The organism is Nonomuraea sp. NPDC051941 (assembly GCF_044593615.1).
Genome location: NZ_JBIUCF010000049.1, coordinates 53,375 through 74,440 on the forward strand (window position 1 = coordinate 53,375; position 21,066 = coordinate 74,440).

At 70.2% G+C, this 21,066-nt stretch carries 21 protein-coding genes; 12 read left to right on the forward strand and 9 right to left on the reverse strand.

Features of this window, described 5'->3' with window-relative positions; genetic code table 11:
* Positions 1-6 precede the first annotated feature (6 nt).
* From ACIHFD_RS52885 to ACIHFD_RS52895, 3 genes are read right to left on the reverse strand one after another with little or no spacing between them, the layout of a single operon-like run.
* Positions 7-1,338, reverse strand: a complete 1,332-nt coding sequence (locus ACIHFD_RS52885) for a VWA domain-containing protein (RefSeq protein ID WP_397373359.1) — start codon at positions 1,336-1,338, stop codon at positions 7-9.
* Positions 1,335-2,717: a hypothetical protein gene (locus ACIHFD_RS52890; RefSeq protein ID WP_397373361.1), complete on the reverse strand. Its 1,383-nt coding sequence runs from the start codon at positions 2,715-2,717 to the stop codon at positions 1,335-1,337. The genes ACIHFD_RS52885 and ACIHFD_RS52890 overlap by 4 nt, the downstream gene beginning before the upstream one ends.
* Positions 2,717-3,208, reverse strand: coding sequence for a hypothetical protein (locus tag ACIHFD_RS52895; RefSeq protein WP_364259395.1), 492 nt, complete (start codon positions 3,206-3,208; stop codon positions 2,717-2,719). The genes ACIHFD_RS52890 and ACIHFD_RS52895 overlap by 1 nt, the downstream gene beginning before the upstream one ends.
* Before the next feature lie 209 nt (positions 3,209-3,417).
* Between ACIHFD_RS52895 and ACIHFD_RS52900 the strand changes: the two genes are divergently transcribed.
* A complete protein-coding gene (locus ACIHFD_RS52900) occupies positions 3,418-4,056 on the forward strand; it encodes a GntR family transcriptional regulator (protein WP_397373362.1) in 639 nt (212 codons plus the stop codon).
* A gap of 43 nt (positions 4,057-4,099) precedes the next feature.
* Here the strand turns inward: ACIHFD_RS52900 and ACIHFD_RS52905 are convergent, their stop codons facing one another.
* Complete coding sequence (locus ACIHFD_RS52905) at positions 4,100-4,717, reverse strand: DUF1932 domain-containing protein (protein WP_397373363.1); 618 nt, start codon at positions 4,715-4,717, stop codon at positions 4,100-4,102.
* Between the two features lie 351 nt (positions 4,718-5,068).
* On the opposite strand from ACIHFD_RS52905, the gene ACIHFD_RS52910 reads away from it, so the two are divergent.
* Together ACIHFD_RS52910 and ACIHFD_RS52915 are read left to right on the forward strand one after the other, a co-directional pair.
* A complete protein-coding gene (locus ACIHFD_RS52910; RefSeq protein ID WP_397373364.1) occupies positions 5,069-5,983 on the forward strand; it encodes a ketopantoate reductase family protein in 915 nt (304 codons plus the stop codon).
* Complete coding sequence (locus ACIHFD_RS52915) at positions 5,980-6,336, forward strand: ArsR/SmtB family transcription factor (RefSeq protein ID WP_397373365.1); 357 nt, start codon at positions 5,980-5,982, stop codon at positions 6,334-6,336. Before ACIHFD_RS52910 ends, ACIHFD_RS52915 begins: the two co-directional genes overlap by 4 nt.
* Before the next feature lie 173 nt (positions 6,337-6,509).
* Here the strand turns inward: ACIHFD_RS52915 and ACIHFD_RS52920 are convergent, their stop codons facing one another.
* Positions 6,510-6,677, reverse strand: a complete 168-nt coding sequence (locus ACIHFD_RS52920) for a hypothetical protein (protein ID WP_397373366.1) — start codon at positions 6,675-6,677, stop codon at positions 6,510-6,512.
* A 400-nt stretch (positions 6,678-7,077) separates the two neighbouring features.
* On the opposite strand from ACIHFD_RS52920, the gene ACIHFD_RS52925 reads away from it, so the two are divergent.
* A complete protein-coding gene (locus tag ACIHFD_RS52925) occupies positions 7,078-7,347 on the forward strand; it encodes a hypothetical protein (RefSeq protein WP_394492397.1) in 270 nt (89 codons plus the stop codon).
* 874 nt (positions 7,348-8,221) lie between these two features.
* Here ACIHFD_RS52925 and ACIHFD_RS52930 read toward each other — a convergent pair.
* Positions 8,222-8,557, reverse strand: coding sequence for a hypothetical protein (locus ACIHFD_RS52930; RefSeq protein WP_397373367.1), 336 nt, complete (start codon positions 8,555-8,557; stop codon positions 8,222-8,224).
* A 495-nt stretch (positions 8,558-9,052) separates the two neighbouring features.
* Between ACIHFD_RS52930 and ACIHFD_RS52935 the strand changes: the two genes are divergently transcribed.
* The 5 genes from ACIHFD_RS52935 (at position 9,053) to ACIHFD_RS52955 (ending at position 14,148) form a co-directional block, all read left to right on the forward strand.
* On the forward strand, positions 9,053-10,345 hold the full coding sequence (locus tag ACIHFD_RS52935) for a PQQ-binding-like beta-propeller repeat protein (RefSeq protein WP_397373368.1): 1,293 nt from the start codon (positions 9,053-9,055) through the stop codon (positions 10,343-10,345).
* Positions 10,346-10,568: 223 nt separating this feature from the next.
* Entirely contained in the window at positions 10,569-11,294 is a 726-nt protein-coding gene (locus ACIHFD_RS52940; protein ID WP_397373369.1) for a PIG-L deacetylase family protein, read from the forward strand.
* Positions 11,291-11,989, forward strand: coding sequence for a 4-carboxy-4-hydroxy-2-oxoadipate aldolase/oxaloacetate decarboxylase (locus ACIHFD_RS52945; RefSeq protein WP_397373370.1), 699 nt, complete (start codon positions 11,291-11,293; stop codon positions 11,987-11,989). The genes ACIHFD_RS52940 and ACIHFD_RS52945 overlap by 4 nt, the downstream gene beginning before the upstream one ends.
* Positions 11,990-12,030: 41 nt before the next feature.
* Positions 12,031-13,155 (forward strand): 4-oxalomesaconate tautomerase, encoded by a 1,125-nt coding sequence (locus tag ACIHFD_RS52950; RefSeq protein WP_397373371.1) that lies wholly within the window; start codon positions 12,031-12,033, stop codon positions 13,153-13,155.
* Between the two features lie 36 nt (positions 13,156-13,191).
* Positions 13,192-14,148, forward strand: a complete 957-nt coding sequence (locus ACIHFD_RS52955; protein WP_397373372.1) for a VOC family protein — start codon at positions 13,192-13,194, stop codon at positions 14,146-14,148.
* A gap of 3 nt (positions 14,149-14,151) precedes the next feature.
* On the opposite strand, the gene ACIHFD_RS52960 is transcribed toward ACIHFD_RS52955, so the two are convergent.
* On the reverse strand, positions 14,152-14,751 hold the full coding sequence (locus tag ACIHFD_RS52960) for a helix-turn-helix domain-containing protein (protein ID WP_350736760.1): 600 nt from the start codon (positions 14,749-14,751) through the stop codon (positions 14,152-14,154).
* A 124-nt stretch (positions 14,752-14,875) separates the two neighbouring features.
* On the opposite strand from ACIHFD_RS52960, the gene ACIHFD_RS52965 reads away from it, so the two are divergent.
* The 3 genes from ACIHFD_RS52965 to ACIHFD_RS52975 all read left to right on the forward strand — a co-directional run bounded on the left by ACIHFD_RS52965 (position 14,876) and on the right by ACIHFD_RS52975 (position 19,134).
* Positions 14,876-16,357 (forward strand): NCS1 family nucleobase:cation symporter-1, encoded by a 1,482-nt coding sequence (locus ACIHFD_RS52965; RefSeq protein ID WP_397373373.1) that lies wholly within the window; start codon positions 14,876-14,878, stop codon positions 16,355-16,357.
* Positions 16,354-17,085 (forward strand): aspartate/glutamate racemase family protein, encoded by a 732-nt coding sequence (locus ACIHFD_RS52970; protein ID WP_397373374.1) that lies wholly within the window; start codon positions 16,354-16,356, stop codon positions 17,083-17,085. The genes ACIHFD_RS52965 and ACIHFD_RS52970 overlap by 4 nt, the downstream gene beginning before the upstream one ends.
* A gap of 108 nt (positions 17,086-17,193) precedes the next feature.
* Positions 17,194-19,134 (forward strand): glycosyl hydrolase family 18 protein, encoded by a 1,941-nt coding sequence (locus ACIHFD_RS52975; protein ID WP_397373375.1) that lies wholly within the window; start codon positions 17,194-17,196, stop codon positions 19,132-19,134.
* Positions 19,135-19,184: 50 nt separating this feature from the next.
* On the opposite strand, the gene ACIHFD_RS52980 is transcribed toward ACIHFD_RS52975, so the two are convergent.
* Both ACIHFD_RS52980 and ACIHFD_RS52985 read right to left on the reverse strand, forming a co-directional pair.
* The gene (locus tag ACIHFD_RS52980; RefSeq protein ID WP_397373376.1) at positions 19,185-20,042 is read right to left on the reverse strand and encodes an aldo/keto reductase; all 858 of its coding nucleotides are present in this window, start codon (positions 20,040-20,042) and stop codon (positions 19,185-19,187) included.
* A 78-nt stretch (positions 20,043-20,120) separates the two neighbouring features.
* Positions 20,121-21,065 carry a hypothetical protein gene (locus tag ACIHFD_RS52985; RefSeq protein WP_397373377.1) on the reverse strand — a complete coding sequence of 315 codons (945 nt, stop codon included), beginning with the start codon at positions 21,063-21,065 and terminating at the stop codon, positions 20,121-20,123.
* Between the last annotated feature and the right edge of the window lies 1 nt (position 21,066).

The window sequence follows — 21,066 nt, forward strand, 5'->3', positions numbered from 1 at the left end:
AATCTCCTAAGCGAGGAAGTTCTTGAGCTCGAGGACGAGCTTCCGGATATGGCCTGAGATCACGGGAGTGCCCAGGTCCTTGAGTTTCTGGCGGTACCACGGGTCGACGCTCGCGTTTCCGGAGCTGTTGACCGAGCCGACGGGGATGAACTTGACCCCCGAGCGGTGGATCGCCTCGAAGTCGTTGATCAGCGATCGGTTGTCGTAGAAGTCGGAGATCCACACCATCACGGTGTTGCGCGGATCGGTGATCTTCGGCCGGCCCAGGGCCATCGCGACCGTGCCGTCGGTGCCGCCGCCGAGCGTGGTGCGCAGCAGCACCTCGAACGGGTCGTGCACCCACGGGGTCAGGTCGATGGCCCGGGTGTCGTACGCGATGAGGTGCACGTCCACCTTGGGCAGCCCGGTGAAGATCGACGCCAGGATGGTGCAGTTGACCATCGCGTCCACCATCGAGCCCGACTGGTCGACGACCACGATCAGGCGGGCCGGGGTGGTGCGGCGGGCGGTCTGCTTGTAGTAGAGCCGGTCGACGTAGAGGCGCTGGTCCTCCGGGCTCCAGTTGGTGAGGTTCTTCCAGATGGTGCGTTCGATGTCGAGGTTGCGGAAGACCCGCTTCGGCGGCACCGACCGGTCGATGACGCCCACGCTGGTCTTCTCCACCTGGGTACGCAGCACCTCGGCGACCTCGTCCACGAACCTGCGGATCAGCGCCTTGGCGTTGGCCAGCGCGACGCCCGACAGGTTGGACTTGTCACGCAGCAGCTGCTCGATGAGCGACATGCTGGGCGTGAGCTGCCTGGACAGCGCCGGGTCGGCCAGCACCTCGCGCAGGTGCATGCGCTTGACCAGGTCGCCTTCGATGCCCGCCAGGACCGCGGCCACCTCTTCGTCGCCGGGGCTGTGGCGCAGCCCGCCCGGCTCGCTGCCCATGCCGCGCTCGAACCAGCCGGCGTCCTTCTTCCAGCTCTCCAGCCGGCCCGCGGTGACGTTGCCGGTGCCCGTCGAGAACACGTTGAGCAGCAGCTTGGAGACCAGGGCCGCGCGGCGGACCTCACCGCCGTCCTCGTGCTCCTTCTCGGCCATGAGGTCCTGGAGCTCGTCGGCCAGGCCGGGGAAGCGCTGCACGAGGTTGTCGATCGAGACGCCCGGGTCGAGCAGGGCGGCGGGGAGGCCGAGGTCGTCGACGATGGCCACGCTCGCCCGCTCCAGAGTGGGCTGCTCGTCGGCGCCGAACACGCGCGACAGCAGGCGCCAGTAGAGCACCTGGCGCCGGGTCGCGTCGGAGTCCTGCACGCTGTCGGTGTCGTTGCCGGTGTCGTTGTCTGTGTCGGTCATTTCCGCAGCAGCCGCCCTGCTCGCTCGCGCAGCACGGCGACCACGTCGCCGGCCTTGGCCTCGGCCTTGACCACCTTGGGGTCGGTGGGGCCCATGGCCCAGTCGCCGTTGTGCGCGGTGACGGCCTTCTTCTTGACCGTGGCCTGCACGGCGAGCGGCTGCAGGAGCCACTGCCCGCCGTCCCAGCGCATCAGGCCGATGCAGGCGGAGGAGGCCGACACCAGCTCGGGCGTGAGCGGCCCGCAGGCCGGCAGCCGGTCGAGGGTCACCGGGAGCGAGCTGCCGCCCAGGTCGAGCGTCTCGTCGCGGATCGTGTAGCCCTCCAGGAAGACGGGCTCCGCGATGCGTACGGGATGGCGGTCGAGCGGCGGGGTCGCCGGGGCCACGGCCTCGGCGAGCTGGACCCGCGCGGTCGCGAACGGGTCGGCCGCCGCGCCGGCGCTCGCCTTGCCGTCGTGCCACACCAGGTCGCCGCCCGGCAGCAGCGGCATGTCGGTGAGCTCCAGGCTGAGGTGCCCGGCCAGCGCGCCCATGAGCACGGGGTGGTCGCCCATCAGCCGCCACACGGACGGGCCGGAGATCGTGTCCACCTTCGCGGCCGCCACGCTCGTGCGTACCAGCCGGGAGGGGGCGCCGCCCGCGGGCTCGAGGATGCCGTGGACCTGCACCCGCACCACGGTGGCGTGCTCGTGCACGTCGGCGCCGAGGATCAGCAGCCGCCCCGAGACCGGCTCGGCGGCGCCGTACCACGTGCCCTTCTGGGACAGCAGCAGGGCGCGCGTCCACAGGTCGGCCCACCTGCGCACGGGCAGCCGGTCCATCGTGCCCACCGGGCAGGACGCCCGCAGCTCCGCGGCCAGGCCGTCGAGCAGCACCGCCAGCCCGCGCAGCCCGGGCGTGGCCAGCAGCGCCTCGATCGCCGGATCGGCGGAGGAGACCACGTCGTGGTCGACGCCGCGCCAGCCGGTGATCGCCAGCTCGCGCAGCCAGCCCCGGCACGCGGCCAGCACGCCCGCCGGGTCGCCCGCGTCTCCGGCGGGCTCCCAGGCCGCGCGGGTGCGGCCCAGCGCCGTGTCGAACCGGGCGAGCAGCGCGTCGTGCACCGCGCCGAGCAGCGCGGCCCGCCCGCCGGCCAGCGCCGCCAGGTGCTCGTCGCCGACCGACCCGGCGCTCACCTTCTCCGCCGCCTCGGCCAGCCGGTCGCCGAGCGGGCTGCCGGCCAGCGCGCCCGCCAGGGCGGCCAGCGCCCCGGACGCCTCCTCGCCGAGCCGGGCGAACCCGTGGGTGAGCGCGTCGTCGAACCCCGTCACCAGGTCGAGCGCCTCGCCGGCCCCGGCCGGGGCGTCGCCCTGCAGCTCTCCGAGCTGTACGTCGAGCATCAGCGCACCGCCTTCGTCGCGGGGAACCAGTGCAGCTCGGCCAGCGGCTCCGTGCTGTCGGGCACCTCCAGGTAGGCCAGGTGGCGCAGGAACCTGCTGAACACCACGGCGGCCGGGGTGCGCTCGACCGGTCCCTTGATGAAGGACATCAGGGACTGGCCCTCCGGCACCTCCACCCCCAGGTAACGGGCCACCCGGTCCAGCCCGTACTGCAGGACCGCCTCGTCGGCCAGCTGGTGGATGTGCTTGCAGGCGTAGCCGTGCAGCGCGCCGCACGGCCGGTTGTTGTTGGTGCTGCAGCTCAAAGCGTGGGTGCCGGCGGTGATGGACGAGACGTAGACCCGTTCGATGTCGGATCCGCTCGACACGACCCCCTGCAACCGCCCGTCGGCCAGCTCGACGAAGGGAACCTTCGCCAGCTTCCTCGGCTCGACAGGCGGCACCACCCGTACCACGCTGTGCTGCTCCCACGCGGCTCTGTCCGCGTCCACGACCTCGAACCCTCCCGCCCCGGCCGGCTCACGGGCGCAGGCGGGAATGCCCGCGCCTTCGCGACCGGCTGATCAATGAACCGGGAACTTACCGGAGCTCACCGACAGATCGGGTCTAAACGATCAAAGCCCAAGGTCCGCGCGGGTTCAGGCCGCCTGGGATAATTGTCGATAATATTGTCAACGAAGCTCAACTACGGGAGGATTCCGTGACCCCTGAGTCCCCGCTGGAGGAGACGCTGACTGACCGGCTCAGAGCGGCCGTGCTCGGCGGGGACTTCGTGCCCAACCAGCGGCTGGTCGAGGCCGACGTATGCGAGCAGTTCGGGGCCACCCGCGCGGCCGTGCGCGAGACGTTCAGAGAGCTGGCCTCGGAGGGGCTGGTCGAGATCCTACGCAACAAGGGCGCCCGCGTACGGGCGATCTCCAAGGCGGAGGCCATCGAGATCACGGAGGTGCGGATGGTGCTGGAGGGCCTGTCCGCCGCCAAGGCCGCCGAGCGCGTCACCCCCGAGCAGGCCGGGCGGCTGCGGGAGATCGTCGCCGAGATGCGCGCCGCCGTGGAGCGCAACGACCTCGACCGATATTCCGAGCTCAACGCGACGCTGCACGCCAAGGTCCGCGAGATCGCCGCCCACCAGACCTCGGCGTCGATCATCGAACGGCTGGGGGCGCAGGTGATCCGGCACAAGTTCCGCCTGGCCCGGCAGCCGGGGCGGGCGGCGCTGTCGTTGCCGCAGCACGAGCTGATCGTGGCCGCCATCGTCGCCCGCGACCCCGAGGCGGCGCAGACGGCCATGCAGCAGCACCTGCGCAGCGTCGCCAAGGCCCTGGAGGCCGCCGACTGACGAGCCGCCATCGCCTCGGAGACCACCGGCGGGCGGGCCGCCATCACGGCCTGCCCGGGGAGGGTGGGACGTCGGTGCGGGTCACCTCTTCCAGGGTGGCGGTCATGGCGTGCGGCACCCCGAGGGACTCCAGCATCCAGGTGGCCGCGTGCATCTCGTGCACCCGGCGCACGCTGTACTGCCCCGCCCCCTCCAGCAGCCGCACCACGAACCGTTCGTCGGCCGCGGACACCGTCTCCAGCAGGTGCTCCCAGAACCACTCCCCCAGCCCTGCCGCCTCGGCGGCGCGCCGGGACTCGATGACGAGCGCGCTCAGCCCCTTCACCGGCACGCTCCGCAGCAGCTTGCGGGCCGCCGCGTCGCCGGGCGAGCCGCCGATCGGCGTCATGTCCATGCCGTGGCGGCCGGCGAAGTCGGCGAAGCGGGCCGCGTCGTCGCCGCTGGCCAGGATGGGGGTCGCCAGGCCCCGCAGCGGGATGGGCGCCATGATCGCGCCGTCCACGGCCGACGCGCCCCCCGACGCCACCAGCTCGGCGACGCGCAGCTTGTCGCCGCACGCGCTCGTGGACGGGTCGGCGTAGAGCGCGCCGGGCCTGAGGTTGGGGCGGGATTCCTCGCAGGCGGCCAGGCTGTCGGCGCCGGTGGTCACGGCGATGACCACGTCGGCCCCGCGTACGGCCTCGGCGTTGCACGCGACCAGCGGCGGCCCGCCGGACGGCGACGGCGGGTGGGCGTGCTCTGCCGTACGGCCTGCGCAGACGGGTGGCGGTTACGGGCGCCTTTGCCGGCCGGATGGTCAGCGGTGGACGCGTTGGCGGGGAGCGAGACGAGGGCTGACGCCGCGGCCAGCAAGGGCACCGCGAGTCCGACAGGTAACACCGAGCCTCCCGAACATGAACATTGCCAGGGAGCTGGTCAGCGTGACGGGTGGCACGCTGGTCGCTGCGGAAGCTGGGGACTTCTGCGATGATAATGTTCTACATATCCAAATATTTAGATATATGGAGCAGCGATGTCAAAGGTGCTGATTGTCGGGGCCGGGGCGCTGGGGCAGGTCTTCGGGTTGTGGCTGGCCGCGGCCGGGGCCCGGGTCAGCTATTTGGTGAGGCCGGGCCGGGAGAGCTGGGAAGGGGCATCGCTGTACCGGCTCAGGCGGGGGCGAGCGCCGGTGAGCGAGCGGATTGTGCCGTACGAGGTGATCAGTGAGCCGCGCCGCGAACAGTGGGACATGGTGTGGCTCTGCGTGGATTCGCCCGCGTTGCGGGGCGAGTGGACGCGTGCGCTGCGCGCGGCGGCCGGAGCGGCGACGGTGGTCACCATCGGCCAGGACCCGGGCGATCTGAGCACCCTCGCCCGGGTCTGGCCACAGGAGCAGATCGTCCAGGTGGCCCCGACGCTGCTCGCCTACCAGGCGCCGCTGGAGCGAGAGGTCCCCGCGCCGGGGGTGGCGTACTGGGTGCCACCCGGTTCGGCGGTGGGCGTCACCGGAGCGCGCGCCCCGCAGGTCGTCGCCGCACTTCAGGCCGGTGGCGTGCGGGCCAAGCGGGTGACGCGGGCCGGTGCGGGGGAGCTCGCCGCCGCCCGCATGATCCCCTACATCGCCGAGTTGGAGGCCTCCGGCTGGAGGCTGCCCGCGTCGAGCACACGGTTGCGGGGCGCTACCGCGTCCGTCCGGGAGGCCGTCGCCGTGGTCTCCGCTCAGTACGGGCTGCGCGCTCCCGTCTCCGTCCCGTCCTGGGCCGTGGGCTTGGCGTTGCGCGTGCTGCCATGGCTGCTCCCCTTCAACCTGCGCAGCTACCTGGAGACGCATTTCACGAAGGTGAGCGCGCAGACGCGGCTGATGCTGGACGGCTGGATCGCCGAAGGCGCCGCCAGGACGCTGCCGGTCGGCCATCTGTCCGCTCTGCGCGACTCATTGCCCGCATGAGCGGCTCGATCGGGGCCCAGGACGTCCTCGCGCTGTTCGCGCGGACCCGGCCGCTGTTCACCGCTCTGGGGGATGAGCGCAGGCAGGAGATCGTCGTCTTCCTCCTGGAGTCCGCGGCCCCACGCAGCGTCGGTGACATCGCTGCGCACCTGAAGCTGTCCCAGCCTGCCACCTCCCACCATCTCAAGATCTTGCGCGATGCGGATCTGCTGACGGTACGGCGCAACGGCGCCCTGCGCCTGTACGACCTCAACGCCAAGGCCTACCCGGACCTCCTGACCCCGATGCGCGACCTCATCACGTTGATCATCTCTTGTGCTTCCGGCCTGGAGGAACAGCCGAGCAGCCAGTAGCGACACGCGCTGATCATCATGTTGACCGGCTGGGTACGGGCATGGTCGCCGTGCGGGCGACCCGCGGCGGCACACCCGGCGACGGCTGGACGCTGCACCAACTGCGCCACTCGGCGCTGACCCTACCTGGCCGCCGCCGGGCGCACCGCGCCCGAGTTGCGGGCCAGGTCCCGTCACCAGCACCTGGCCGGCCTCGGCCGTCCCAGCCGGGGCAGCATGCCGTCGACCAGGGCACGCAGCTCCTTCATCAGCGGAGGTTCGGCCAGCGCGCCGGGCTTCTCCAGCCGCAGGCGGCCGCCGACGAACTGCACCGCGGTGTTGGATCCCAGCCCGTCCAGCACCCGGGCGTAAGCGCGCTCGCGAGCTCGGCCAGGTGTCCGGCGGGCTCCAGCTCCTGCTCCTGCTCCAGTGAGAGCAGCACGCGCGGCCGCGCCTGTTCCCACGCCTGGCCGTCCAGCAGCCGGGCCCGCGGATCGCTTTAGCGCCACCTCTTGAGGCCAACTCAACATTATTGCGATCCAGAAAACGAAAACCTTATTGCGGTTATCGGATAGCTTTCGAGAGAGGGCGCACTAAAATACCCACGCATCCCACCATGGGGATATACCTAAAGCATGCATAATCAATATTCCCCCCGTGTTCACTCGAAGTTCTCGCAGCCGGGTTCAGGCCTCGGCGACAATCCTTGATGGAAGCGCTTTTGTGAATGCACGAAAGCACGTACCGAATTTGGAGATCTACATGAAGAAGTTCCTGGCGCTCGCGGGCGTGAGCGCCGCCCTGGCGGCCGGCCTCCTCGCGACCGCACCCGCTCACGCGGCGACGGCAAACGCTACTTCTCCCAGCGCGATGTCGCCCTTCCGTTACTACGACACCTTCTACGGGCCGAATCCTTGGTGGTCATGCGCTCAGCGCGGAAATCTCGGGCTGCAGAGAGGTGAGTGGTATGACTATGACTGCAGGCCTGGCACCAGCTGGGTGGATCTCTATATCCAGGTAAGTCCCAACTAGTCCAGCGAGCGAGCAGATCCCGCTACGGATATCCAGCGATCATCCGGACGGATGCTTATCAATGTCAGCTTCGGCAGTGCCTCCGCGATGACCCAATACCGGAGGCACTGCCAGGCCAGGCGCTCGGCACTGATGTGAACTCAGCGAATTGCCGGGCTCGTGGAACAAAGCTGTCCGAGCCGCACGGATACAGGGCTTTGACCAAGAGACGGGATGACCCCTGACCGGTCAGCCGGGGAAGAAGACGGCAGTCCTGGGCAGACCGGGTTCAAGGCGCTCGCCCGCCGGTGGATCTGTCGCCACAAGCCTGTAGGGCTTCGAAACTCGCGCGTGTGGTTTGATCTGGAGTTTCGCCGACCGCGAGCTATGCGGCTCGGCGGAACTCGCTCATCACCCCTCCGAGCATTTCGTGGCGCTTGATCCGGCCTTCCATCGGCACCACCACATGCTTATCGTGATCGGGTGGTCGCTGCCCACGAGCCTGATGCGGCCGATGCCTGTCGTAGTGATCGGTCAACGCCCCGCCCCAGCCGCTCGACCGCGAGCCGGCCGGGACGCTGCGGACACCGGAAGCGGCCGTGGCCTGACCTCCGGAAACGAAGGGCGGGAACCGTACGGTCCCCGCCCTTCGTCCTGCCTGGAGGACCCCTTGCCGACCGCCTGGCCCTATGTCCGGAGCAGCTGCGCTCCCTTGTCGCCGCTCAGATCACACTGACGGAACGCCCGATTCGCGACTCTGCGGACCAGCTTTTTCCAGCCGAAGCCGCCGGCCTGTCACGGGCTTCCTGGCAGCTACGCGGACGAGACAAGCTTTCGATCAGCCATTACGTCACGCCCTCGTACTCCGTCCTGCTGGGCGCACGGAGGGCTGAGGTCAAAGGGCGACGGTCCACGCGCGAACGACATGGCAGCCATTTGGCTGCCCATAGACCGAGGAAGTCGGCCCGAACTGCTGCTCTGTGCTTTTGTACACCACCGGGCCGTCGATGTTTCTGGTGTACGGCCAGTGGGCCGAGTTGCATTCGACCACTACGCGATAGTTGCCGTAGCCTTCGTAGCAGGTGGTTTGTCCCACGTTGCGGGTGGTATCGACGTATGGCTCGCAACGCCATACTTCAGCCTGAGCAGCTGGGACCCCCAGCACGGACGTGAGACAGAGGACCGCGCCAAGCATCGTCGTGCTGATCATTGCCTTTTTGACAGGCTTCATATTTTCCTTACTCGTACTTCGGGATCGTGGACTTACCGCGTTCCGCGCCCAGATCGCATGGCCCGTCGGGGAACGTCATCAGTCGTAACCGGGAACGGCCATCCCGCTCATCGGGCTGCTGGGTGCGACTTAGATTGAACCAAGGGACATGGCCTGCGACTATCCGGGCCGCGTCCCGAAGATCGCGCTTTTCGGATAGGGGCCCGCCCCTGGCCTCGGTGGCTCAGCTGCGGACTGCATGGTCCCATCCGTCGCAGGACGCCCCTTGACAGGAGTCCTTGGCGATCAGTCGCTCGTGCCGAGCGATGAGCTTCCGGTCAGCGGACACCAGCAGCTCGCTCGAGTGCAGCAGCACCTTCACCTGGCGGGTGCTCGGTGTCATCCCCCGGTGCGGCGGGCTCCGGCGTCGATTCGGGGCGGACGCCGAACGGGCCGGCCCGCGCGAGCCAGTAGTTTGCTGCATTGGCGAACGTGAATGCCGACGATGGGGATGCGATGCGATTTGTCACGGGAATCGTGCTGGTGCTGGCGGCGGTTGGCGGGTGTACGTCCACGCCGATCACGCCGATCGAACCGGTGGACCCCGGCAACCGCTTCACGTCGAGGCCGCCGGTCGACCTCAAGTCCATCGACCCGCCCACCCGCTTCAACGCCGCCGCCGCCGCGCCGCTGGAAGTCTCCACGAACGCGGATGAGGTGCTGCTGCACGGCACAACGGCGGTCGTCCCGATCCATGGCAGCAAGCCGACCGTGTCCTCCGGGGAGGAGATCCGCCTGATCGACACTCGCGCCAACAAGGTGCGGAAGGTGATCAAGCCGACCTACCCGCAGCCGAAAATCGGCACGGTGATCGCGCTGCCGACGCTCACGTCCGTCCAAGGCCGGCCGACCGTGCTCGCGCCGTTCCTCGGCGAGGCACCGGGACAGGGCACTACCCCCGGCCGCCCGCTGGTCGAGGTCGTCTCGATCGACCCAGAGAACGGGAAGACCGACTGGCGTACCGAGATCCCCATCGAGGGGTGGACCGGGACGGGCCGTTCGAGTGGCGTCGAGGTCTCGTTCGCGGGTGTGGCCGACGGGGTGGGGGTCGTTCGGATCGTGGACCCGTCGCTGTCGGCTCGACGCGGCGACACGTACGCGCTGGACCTGAGTAGCCGCAAGGTGCGGTGGAGCATGCGCGGGTTCGAGGCCCGAGCCGTGGCGGCGGGGATGGTCACGGGCCAACAGCCCGGAACCGGGCGGACGCCGAAGGTCCAGGTCCGCGGGATCGACGCGCGGACCGGCCGGCAGCGATGGGCGTCGCCCCGCGACGCCTACTCGGTCGAGGTATTCCCGGCCGGCCCCTCCAAGGCAGTCGTCCGAGGACGCACCGACCCGGGCGGGAAGAAGTACGTCGATGTCGTGGAGATCACGACGGGACAGGCGGTGACCGTCACCGAGGAGAAGTCCGGTAAACCAGCCCCGCATCCGTTGAATTGCCGGTACGACGAGCAGGCCATCGCAGTCTGCTCAGGCAATGACTGGGTCGCCGCGCTCGACGCGCAGACCGGCTCGTGGCTGTGGTCGATCACGAAGGGCGACGGGCGCCTGGTTCCCCTCGTGACCGGAGCCTGGCATGGGGTCGTCTACGGAAGAACCGCCAACGGGCCCGTCGTCCTCGATGGCAGGACCGGAACGGACCGGGAGACCCAACCGGGAGTCGCACCGTCAGTGGTGAACAGCTCCATGGCGATCGGCCCGTGGCCCGGCGGCGGCCTCGGGTCGAGCAGCTACCCGGTGATCGGCTGAGCTCAGACTTAGCTCAATCCCAGCCAAGACCTACCTGGCGGCTGGGAACACGTTCGGGAGCGGAGGGCCGAGCACTGCCACCTGCACGAGAGAAGCCATATCGTTGACAATATTGTCGAAGTCCACGCTCAACTAGGCCCGATGTTGCGCTAGAGGCAGACTGTCGATGAAACTGTTGACAATCTGATCGATCGGCTCGTAGCGTCAGCGAGTGACCTCGGCAATGACCCCCACACTTCTGGTGATCAGCGCCCACGCGGGCGACTTCGTCTGGCGCGCGGGCGGCGCCATAGCGCTCGCGGCCGGCCGCGGCGAGCGGGCCAAGGTGGTCTGTCTCAGCTTCGGCGAGCGCGGCGAGTCCGCGAAGGCGTGGCGCGCCGGCCGCACTCTCGACGAGATCAAGGCGATCCGCCGCGAGGAGGCGCAGAACGCCGCCGCGGCCCTGGGCGCCGAGATCGAGTTCCTCGACGCGGGCGACTATCCCCTGGTGGAGACCCCGGAGCTGGTCGACCGGCTGGTGCGGATCTACCGGGAGGTCGAGCCCGACGTGGTGCTGACGCATCCGCTGGCCGACCCGTACAACGGCGACCACCCCGCCGCGGCCCGCATGGCGTTGCAGGCGCGCGTGCTGGCGCAGGCGGCGGGCTACGACGCGCCGGGCGAGCCGCTCGGCGCGCCACCCGTGTTCTTCTTCGAGCCGCACCAGCCCGAGCAGTGTGACTTCAAGCCCGACGTGCTGCTCGACATCACCCCGGTGTTCGACAGGAAGCGCAAGGCGATGGAGTGTCTGCCGGCCCAGCAGCACATGTGGGACTATTACACCGACCTCGCCAAGCGCCGCGGGGTGCAGCTGCGCCGCAACGCGGGCCCCAACCTCGGTCTGCCGCACGACACCATGGGCGAGGCCTACATGCGGCTCTACCCGCAGGTGACGGACGTGCTGGCATGAGACACGTGGTCGTCACCGGCACGCCGCGGGCGAGCCTCGACCGGATCGACACCCTGGCCGCGTACGGCGTCGCGACCGTCCACGAGGCGCTCGGCCGCACCGGCTACCTGGGGCCCGGGCTGCGCCCCGCGTGGCCCGGGTGCAGCGTGGGCGGCAACGCGGTCACGGCGCTGTGCTGGCCGGGCGACAACCTGATGATCCACGTCGCGGTCGAGCAGTGCCAGGAGGGCGACATCCTGGTCGTGACCACGGCCTCGCCGTCCACCGACGGGATGTTCGGTGAGCTGCTGGCCACCTCGCTCCGCTCCCGGGGCGTGCGCGGGCTGGTGATCGACGCGGGCGTGCGCGACGTCGCCGGGCTGCGGGCCATGGGCTTCCCGGTGTGGAGCGCGGCCGTCAGCGCCCAGGGCACGGTCAAGGCGACGCCCGGCGCGGTCAACGTGCCCGTCACCGTGGGCGGGCAGCTCGTCCGGCCCGGCGACACGATCCTCGGCGACGACGACGGAGTGCTGGTGGTGCCGCGGGGCGACCTCGAGCGAGGCATCTCCGCCTCCGCCGCCAGGGCCGCGAAGGAGGCCGCGGCCCGCGAGGCATTCGCCAAGGGCGAGTTGGGGCTCGACCGCTACGGCCTGCGCGAGCGCCTGCCCGGTCTCGGCATCACGTACATGACGGCCGCCGACTACGGACCGATGTGACGGGCATGGACGACGACCGCCGCCGACCAAGGACCGATGCGATGAGCACCGGCGACGACGACCGCCGACCACGGACCGACGTGACGGGCATCGGCGACGACGGCGGCGTGCGGTGCACGCTGATGCGCGGCGGCACCTCCAAAGGCGCCTACTTCCTGGCCGACGACCTCCCCGACGATCCCCGCGAGCGCGACGACCTGCTCCTGCGCGTCCTGGGCAGCCCCGACCCGCGCCAGATCGACGGCATCGGCGGCGCCCACCCGCTCACGAGCAAGGTGGCCGTGGTGTCGCCAAGCGCCGATCCCGGCGCGGACCTCGACTACCTCTTCCTCCAGGTCGCGGTGGACGAGCCGGCCGTCTCCGGGCGGCAGAACTGCGGCAACCTGCTCGCCGGCGTCGGCCCGTTCGCCGTGGAGCGCGGCCTCGTCCGTCCGCGAGGCGACGACACCGAGGTCCGCATCCGCCTGGTGAACACCGGCGGCCTCGCCACCGCCCGCTTCCCCACCCCGGGCGGACGCGTCGACTACCGCGGCGGCACGGCCATCTCCGGCGTCCCGGGCACGGCCGCGGCCGTGGTGCTCGGGTTCGAGGACACCGCCGGCTCGGGCACGGGGCGACTGCTGCCCACCGGCCGCGAGGTGGACGTGATCGACGGGATCGAGGTGACCTGCGTCGACAACGGCATGCCGGTGGTCGTGGCGGCCGCGGAGGACCTCGGCATCACCGGCTACGAGCGGTACGAGACGCTCGCGGCCGACGCCGGGCTCCGCGAGCGCGTGCAGTCGCTGCGCGTTCAGGCGGGCAAGCTCATGGGGCTCGGCGACGTCACCGGCGAGGCCGTGCCCAAGACCACGCTGGTCGCGCCGCCCCGCGACGGCGGCGCACTGTGCACCCGCACGTTCATCCCGGTTCGGCCGCACACCGCGATCGGGGTGCTCGGCGCGGTCAGCGTCGTCACCGCCGCGCTACTCCCGCACGGCGTGGCCCGGCGCTTCGCCCGGCTGCCCGGGGGCGCCCGCGTGGACGTCGAGCACCCCACCGGCCACTTGGAGGTCGAGGTGGAGCTCGACCTGTCCACCAGCCCGCCGACCGCGGTGCGGGCGGCGAACGTACGCACCGCGCGCAAGCTCTTCGACGGCACGGTCTTCCCCCGCCCCCGAGGTTGAGATGCCGCCCAAGGTCGAGATGCCCCTGAGGTTGAGATGAACGCTCTGCTGCACGACATCGCCCACCTCGGCCACGTCGAGCTGCTCACCCCCGAGCCGGAGCGGAGCCTGTGGTTCTTCACCGAGATCCTCGGCATGACGGCCGCCGGGCAGGACGGCGACTCGGTCCACCTGCGCACGTACGACGACTACGAGCACCACAGCCTCACGCTGACGGCCCACCGCACCTCGGGCATCGGCTCGACCGGACTGCGGGCGAGCAGTCAGGAGGCGCTGGAGCGCCGGGTGCGCGCGATCAAGGACGCCGGGCTGGGCATCGGCTGGCGCGACGGCGCCCCGGGCCGCGGCCCGACGTACGCCTTCCGCGACCCCGACGGCCACGAGCTGCGCCTCTACTGGGAGTCCCAGTGGTACGAGGCGCCCGAGGAGCTGCGTCCCGCGCTGAAGAACCAGCCGCAGGCGTTCCCCGGCCACGGGGTGGGCGTGCGCCGCCTCGACCACGTCAACTTCCTGGCCGCCGAGGCCGCGACCGCCGGCGCCTTCGTGCGCGACGTACTCGGCGCCCGGGTGACCGAGCAGATCATGCTGGACAGCGGCCGGATCTCCGCCCAGTGGCTGCACTTCGCGAACAAGTCCTACGACCTCGTCTACACCGACGACTGGTCGGGCGCCTCGGGCCGGCTGCACCACCTCGCGTTCGCCACGAACACCCGCGAGGACATCCTGCGGGCCGCCGACCTCTGCCTGGACAGCGGCGTGTTCATCGAGACCGGCCCGCACAAGCACGCCATCCAGCAGACCTTCTTCCTGTACGCCTACGAGCCCGGCGGCAACCGCGTCGAGCTGTGCAACCCGCTGACCAGACTCATCCTGGCCCCCGACTGGCGGACGATCACGTGGACGGAGGCCGAGCGGGCCAAGGGCCAGGCGTGGGGGCTGAAGACCATCGCCTCCTTCCACACCCACGGCACCCCGCCCATCGCCCCCGGATGATGCTCAGCGGTGCACGATCAGCCAGGTGGCGACGGCGGTGACGGTGCCGGAGCGGTTGCCGATGATGTGCGGCCGGCTGCACGGGAAGGTGATCGAATCGCCCTTGGACAGGGTCACGACCTCCGACTCGAACTCGATGGTCAGCTCCCCCTCCGTGACCGTGCCCACCTCGTACCCCTCGTGCTTGAGGAACTGCCCGTGAGCCGTGGAGACGGCGTTCGGCGGGTAGGTGGACTCGAAGAACTCCACGTCCGGCGTCGGCCCCGGTGACAGCCGGCGGAACGTCACTCCCCCGCTGAGCTGTATCGGCGCGACCTCCCAGGCCCGCCTGATCGCGAAGCCGGGCGACGCGGAGCTCGTGCGGGGCTCCTCCTGCGCGTCGAAGACGGCCGCCAGCGGCACCCCGATGGCGGAGACGTACGCGATGAGCCGGCTCACCGAGGGGCGCATCGTCCCCCGTTCGATCTGCGACACCGCGCTGGCCGAGATGCCCAGCTCCCGCGCCACCGCCCGCAGCGACTTCCCCGAGCGGGTGCGGAGCTCGCGGAGCCGCTGACCGAGGCGCTCGTTGCCGACCGCTTCGAGGTCAGTTCGGCTGTCCATCGTCTCCGTCACAAGGGCTTAACGCGGGCGCAATCATCGCTCGGATGTCAAGGCATACATTAACAGTAGTTGTTAAGCGATCACTTAACACTCGGACGCACGTCACCCCCCAAGGATGCCGCACATGACAGAGCCCACCGTCTCGGTAACGCAGCCCCCTGCCTACGACCCTCGACTGACGAACGAGGACCTCGCGCCGCTGCGCGAGCAGACCTGGTCGTCGTACAACATCGTCGCCTTCTGGATGTCCGACGTGCACAGCGTCGGCGGCTACGTCACCGCGGGCAGCCTGTTCGCGCTCGGGCTGGCGAGCTGGCAGGTGCTCTTCGCGCTGCTGGCCGGCATCGTCATCGTCAACGTCTTCTGCAACCTGGTGGCCAAGCCCAGCCAGGTCACCGGGGTGCCGTACCCGGTGATCAACCGCGCCGTCTTCGGCGTGCTCGGCGCGAACATCCCCGCCATCGTGCGCGGCGCCATCGCCATCGCGTGGTATGGCGTGCAGACGTACCTGGCCTCGCAGTCGCTCATCATCGTCTTCCTCAAGTTCTGGCCGGCCACCGCCGCGCTGAACGGGCCGAGCTTCCTCGGCCTGTCCGCGCTCGGGTACATCTGCTACGCGATCCTGTGGGTCGCGCAGGCGGCCGTGTTCTGGCGGGGCATGGACGCGATCCGGCGGTTCGTGGACTGGGCCGGGCCCGCGGTGTACGTGGTCATGGTCGTGCTGGCCATCTACCTGGTGAGCAAGGCAGGCTGGGAGAACATCAGCCTGGACCTGTCGCAGGGCGACAGCCTCGGGTTCGGCGAGTCGATCCCGGTCATGCTGAGCGCGATCGCCCTGGTCGTGTCGTACTTCTCCGGGCCGATGCTGAATTTCGGCGATTTTTCGAGGTACGGCCGGTCATTCCGGGCGGTGAAGCAGGGCAACCTCCTCGGCCTGCCGGTCAACTTCCTGTTCTTCTCGATCCTGACGGTCATCACCGCCTCGGCCACGGTCCCCGTCTTCGGCGAGCTCATCACCGACCCGATCCACACCGTGCAGCGCATCGACACGCCGTTCGCGATCCTCCTCGGCGGCCTGACCTTCGTGATCGCGACCGTGGGCATCAACATCGTCGCGAACTTCATCTCGCCCGCGTTCGACTTCTCCAACGTCAACCCGCAGCGGATCAGCTGGCGCACCGGCGGGATGATCGCGGCGGTCGGCTCGGTGCTGCTCACGCCGTGGAACTGGTACGGCAACCCCGACGCCATCCACTACACCCTCGGCCTGCTCGGCGCGCTGATCGGCCCGCTGTTCGGGATCCTCATCGCGGGCTTCTACGTGTGCGCGCGGCAGCGGGTGGCGGTGGACGACCTGTTCACCCTCGACCGATCCGGCCGCTACTGGTTCAGCAAGGGTTACAACCCCAACGCGATCTGGGCCACCGTCGCGAGCGGCGTGCCCGCCATCGCCTCCGTGCTCGTGCCCAAGATGCTCCTCGACCTCGGTGTCACGACGGCCGACCTGACGTGGATCGCCGACTACAGCTGGTTCATCGGCTGCGGGCTGGGCTTCGTGGCGCTGGTGGCCCTGGAGCGGCGCGTGCCCAGGATCGCCGCGGCATGACGTACCGCATCAAAGTGATCAACCCGAACACCGCCCTGGCCATGACCGAGTCCATCGGTCGATGCGCCAGGGCGGTGGCGTCGCCGGGCACCGTCGTCACGGCCGTCAGCCCGAGCATGGGCCCGGAGTCGATCGAGAGCCACTACGACGAGGCGCTCGCCGTGCCGGGGGTGCTGGCCGAGGTCGCGGCGGGCGAGCGCGACGGCGTGGACGGGTACGTGATCGCCTGCTTCGGCGACCCGGGCCTGGACGCGGCCCGCGAGCTGGCCATCGGCCCCGTGGTCGGGATCGCGGAGGCCGCCATGCACGCCGCCACCCTGGTCGGGCGCTCGTTCAGCGTGGTCACGACCCTGTCCAGGACCGTGGGCCGGGCCTGGGAACTGGCCCACCGGTACGGCTTCGCCGCCGCCTGCCGAGGCGTGCACGCCTGCGACATCCCGGTGCTCGGCCTGGAGGATCCGGCCGCCCGCAAGACCGTGACCGAGCTGTGCGCCGCGGCGGTCGAGCGCGACGGGAGCGACTCGGTGGTACTCGGCTGCGCGGGCATGGCGTCGTTCTGCGCCGAGGTGTCGCGCGAGACGGGCGTGCCGGTGATCGACGGGGTGACGGCGGCGACCAAGCTCGTCGAGTCGCTGGTGTCGCTCGGGCTGCGGACCAGCACGCGCGGCGAGTACGCCCCGCCGCCGCCGAAGCGGTACTCGGGTTTACTCCGGGATTTCACTCATTGACGCCTCCACAGGCAGAGGCTAACGTCGTCTCATAACTTAAAGGAAACTTTCCTAATAGTTTCCTGACATCCCACCCCTCGTACACCCCCAACCGGATGTCGGAGAGTCATGAGACACAGTGTCCTGAGCAAGATCCTGGTGGCGTTACTGCTGCCCCTCACCGCCGTGGCGGTCGCCCCGCCGCCGGTCTCCGCCTCGGCGTACGCCGCCCTCGCCGAGTGGGCCCCGTGGACGGCGTACACGGCGGGCACGCACGTCACGTACAACGGCGTCGAGTACGAGTGCATCCAGAGCCACACCTCCCAGCCCGGCTGGGAGCCCCCGAACGTGCCTGCTCTGTGGAAGCCCTCGACCGGCGGCGGCACCGACACCACCGCCCCGTCGGTGCCCGGCAACCTGCGCTCGACCGGTGTGACCGGCAGCAGCGTCTCCCTGGCCTGGGACGCCTCCACCGACAACGTCGCCGTCACCGGCTACGAGATCTACCGAGGCGGCACCCTCATCACCACCGTCACCGGCACCACCCACACCGACACCGGGCTGGCCGCCGGCACGGCCTACAGCTACACCGTCCGCGCCCGCGACGCCGCCGGCAACCGCTCCGCCAACAGCAACACCGTCAACGCCACCACGACGGGCGGCGGCACGGACACCAGCCCGCCGACCGTGCCGGGCAACCTGCGCTCGACCGGCGTGAGCGGCAGCACCGTCTCCCTCGCCTGGGACGCCTCCACCGACAACGTCGCCGTCACCGGCTACGAGATCTACCGAGGCGGCACCCTCATCACCACCGTCACCGGCACCACCCACACCGACACCGGACTGGCCGCCAACACCGCCTACAGCTACACCGTCCGCGCCCGCGACGCCGCCGGCAACCGCTCCGCCAACAGCAACACCGCCACCGCCACCACGACGGGCGGCGGAGGCGGCGGGAACAAGGTGCTCGGCTACTTCGTGCAGTGGGGCGTCTACCAGCGCGGATACCACGTCAAGAACATCGACACGAGCGGCTCGGCGGCCAAGCTGACCCACATCAACTACGCGTTCGGCAACGTGCAGAACGGCCAGTGCACGATCGGCGACAGCTACGCCGACTACGACCGCTTCTACCAGGCGGGCGAGAGCGTGGACGGCGTGGCCGACACCTGGGACGCGGGCGCGCTGCGCGGCAGCTTCAACCAGCTGCGCAAGCTCAAGAAGAAGTACCCGAACCTGAAGGTGCTGTTCTCCTTCGGCGGCTGGACCTGGTCCGGCGGCTTCACCCAGGCCGCGCAGAACCCCACGGCCTTCGCCAACTCCTGCTACAACCTGGTCGAGGACCCGCGCTGGGCGGACGTGTTCGACGGCATCGACATCGACTGGGAGTACCCGAACGCCTGCGGCCTCACCTGCGACTCCAGCGGCCCGGCGGCGTTCAGGAACGTCATGTCGGCACTGCGCTCCCGCTTCGGCTCCGGCAACCTGGTCACCGCGGCCATCACCGCCGACGGCACGAACGGCGGCAAGATCGACGCGGCCGACTACGCGGGCGCCGCGCAGTACGTCGACTGGTACAACGTCATGACGTACGACTACTTCGGCGCCTTCGCGCCGCAGGGCCCGACCGCCCCGCACTCCCCGCTCACCTCCTACTCCGGGATCCCGACCCCGGGCTTCTACTCCGACGCCGCGATCCAGAAGCTCAAGGGCAAGGGCGTGCCGGCGAGCAAGCTGCTGCTCGGCATCGGCTTCTACGGCCGCGGCTGGGCCGGCGTCACGCAGTCCGCGCCCGGCGGCACCGCCTCGGGACCCGCGCCGGGCACGTACGAGCAGGGCATCGAGGACTACAAGGTGCTCAAGACCCGCTGCCCGTCCACCGGCACGGTCGCGGGCACGGCGTACGCGTACTGCGGCGGCCAGTGGTGGAGCTATGACACGCCGAGCACGATCGGCGGCAAGATGAGCTACTCGAAGAGCCAGGGCCTCGGCGGCGCCTTCTTCTGGGAGCTCAGCGGCGACACCACGAACGCCGAACTCCTCACGGCCATGAAGTCCGGCCTGAACTGACCACCGTCCTACGGCGGGCCCCTGGAAGCAGGGGCCCGCCGTGGGGCCTGTCAGCGGGCGGCTGCCGTCAGCTCGCTCACCTGCTCACCCGTCAGCTCCACGGTGGACGCGGCGAGGTTCTCCTCCAGATGGGCCACCGACGACGTGCCCGGAATCGGCATCATCACCGGCGAACGCGCCAGCAACCAGGCCAGGCTGACCTGCGCGGGCGTGGCCCCGACGGCCTTGGCCACGTGGTCCACGGGACTCCCGGCCACCGCCAGCGCCCCCTTGGCGATGGGGCTGAAGGGGATGAACCCGATCCCCTGCTCCTCACAGTGCTCCAGCACGTCCTCCGAGAACGCGTTGGTGAGGCTGTAGCGGTTCTGCACGGTGACGATCTCGACGATGCGCCGCGCCCGCTCCAGCTCCTCGACGCTCACCTCCGACAGGCCGATGCTGCCGATCTTGCCCTCGTCCCGCAGCGCCTTCAGCTCGCCGAGCTGGTCCTCCAGCGGCACCTCCGGGTCGATGCGGTGCAGCTGGAGCAGGTCGATCCGGTCCACCCCGAGCCGCCGCAGGCTCATCTCGACCTCCTGCCGCAGGTACGCGGGCCGCCCCACGACCACCCACTGCCCCGGCCCCGGCCGCACGAACCCGGCCTTGGTCGCGATCAGCAGCCGCTCCGGGTACGGGTGCAGCGCCTCCCGGATGATCTCCTCACTGACGTACGGCCCGTAGGAGTCGGCGGTGTCGATGAGATCGACGCCCAGCTCCACGGCCCGCCGCAACACCCGCACGGCCTCGTCGTGATCGCGCGGCGGCCCCCAGACCCCGGGCCCGGTGAGACTCATGGCCCCGAAACCGAGCCGGTGAACGATCTTGTCACCGATGGCGAACGTGCCGGTGGACTGGAGCTCTATGGACATGCGGGGTTCCCCGTTTCGCTGTCATCTGGGCCGTCTACGCACCTCCCATCTTCCCGTGGACACCACACGTCTCCCCCATCAGGGCGCGGGCTTGGCGTCGCTGACGACGCCCGCCGCCAGGTTGGTGCCGAAGTACTGCACCCGCCACGCTCCCCCGCTCTTCGACCCGGTGCGGACCTCGAAGCGGCCCTGGCTGAGGACCGGGCTGTCCCGGGTCAGGGTGCTCTTGTTGACCGAGTTGAAAGCCCCGGACGGCGCGCCCGGCTTGCGGTAGAAGACCCAGATGCGCTGGTTCCCCAGCCCTTCCCAGGACGCGCCCGGCTTGCCGCGCAGCCGTCCCGAGTGCACGGTGCTGCCGCCCGCCCGCCGTACCGCGTAGTCGAGCCGTGTCGCGTACCGCTGCTCCGCCGTCGCCTCCACGAACACCGCCGCGCTCACCGCCCCGATCACCTCGGGGCCGCTGCGGACCTCGGCCCGCCACTCGCCGCTCTCCATGACGGCCGCCTGGGCGAGGAACCGGCCGAGGTCGTCGGTGACCGCGTCGGCGAGCTCGCGCCGGCCGCACGTCTCCTGCTCCTGGTACGCGATCACGACGGTCAGGCCGGCCGCCGGGCCGGAGGCGCCGTTCTTGACCAGCTCCAGCCGGCCGATGAGCCGGATCAGGTCGCCCCTGGGGACCTGCCGGGGCTGCGCGTCGAAGGACTCGAACCGCGCCTCCGCCTTCGCCCCGCGCCGGTCCACGTCGAACTCGTGCACGGCCGTCGCCCGGCCGGCCCGCGCCTCGACCTGCCACGTTCCCTCCGGGTCGGCGGGCCGGAGGGTGTGCGTGGCCAGCCAGTCGCACGGCGGCGGCTGGGCGGCGAAGTCGAGCGGTACGCGCGTCCCGTCCGGGCTCAGCAGCCGGCCGCGTAACCGGGTGGCGTTCGCGGTGGACACCTCGATCCGGAGCGCGACCTCGCCGGTGTCCAGGACGACCGGCTGTGGCGTCACCTGGATGGCGACGATGTCGGGCGAAGCCTGCATG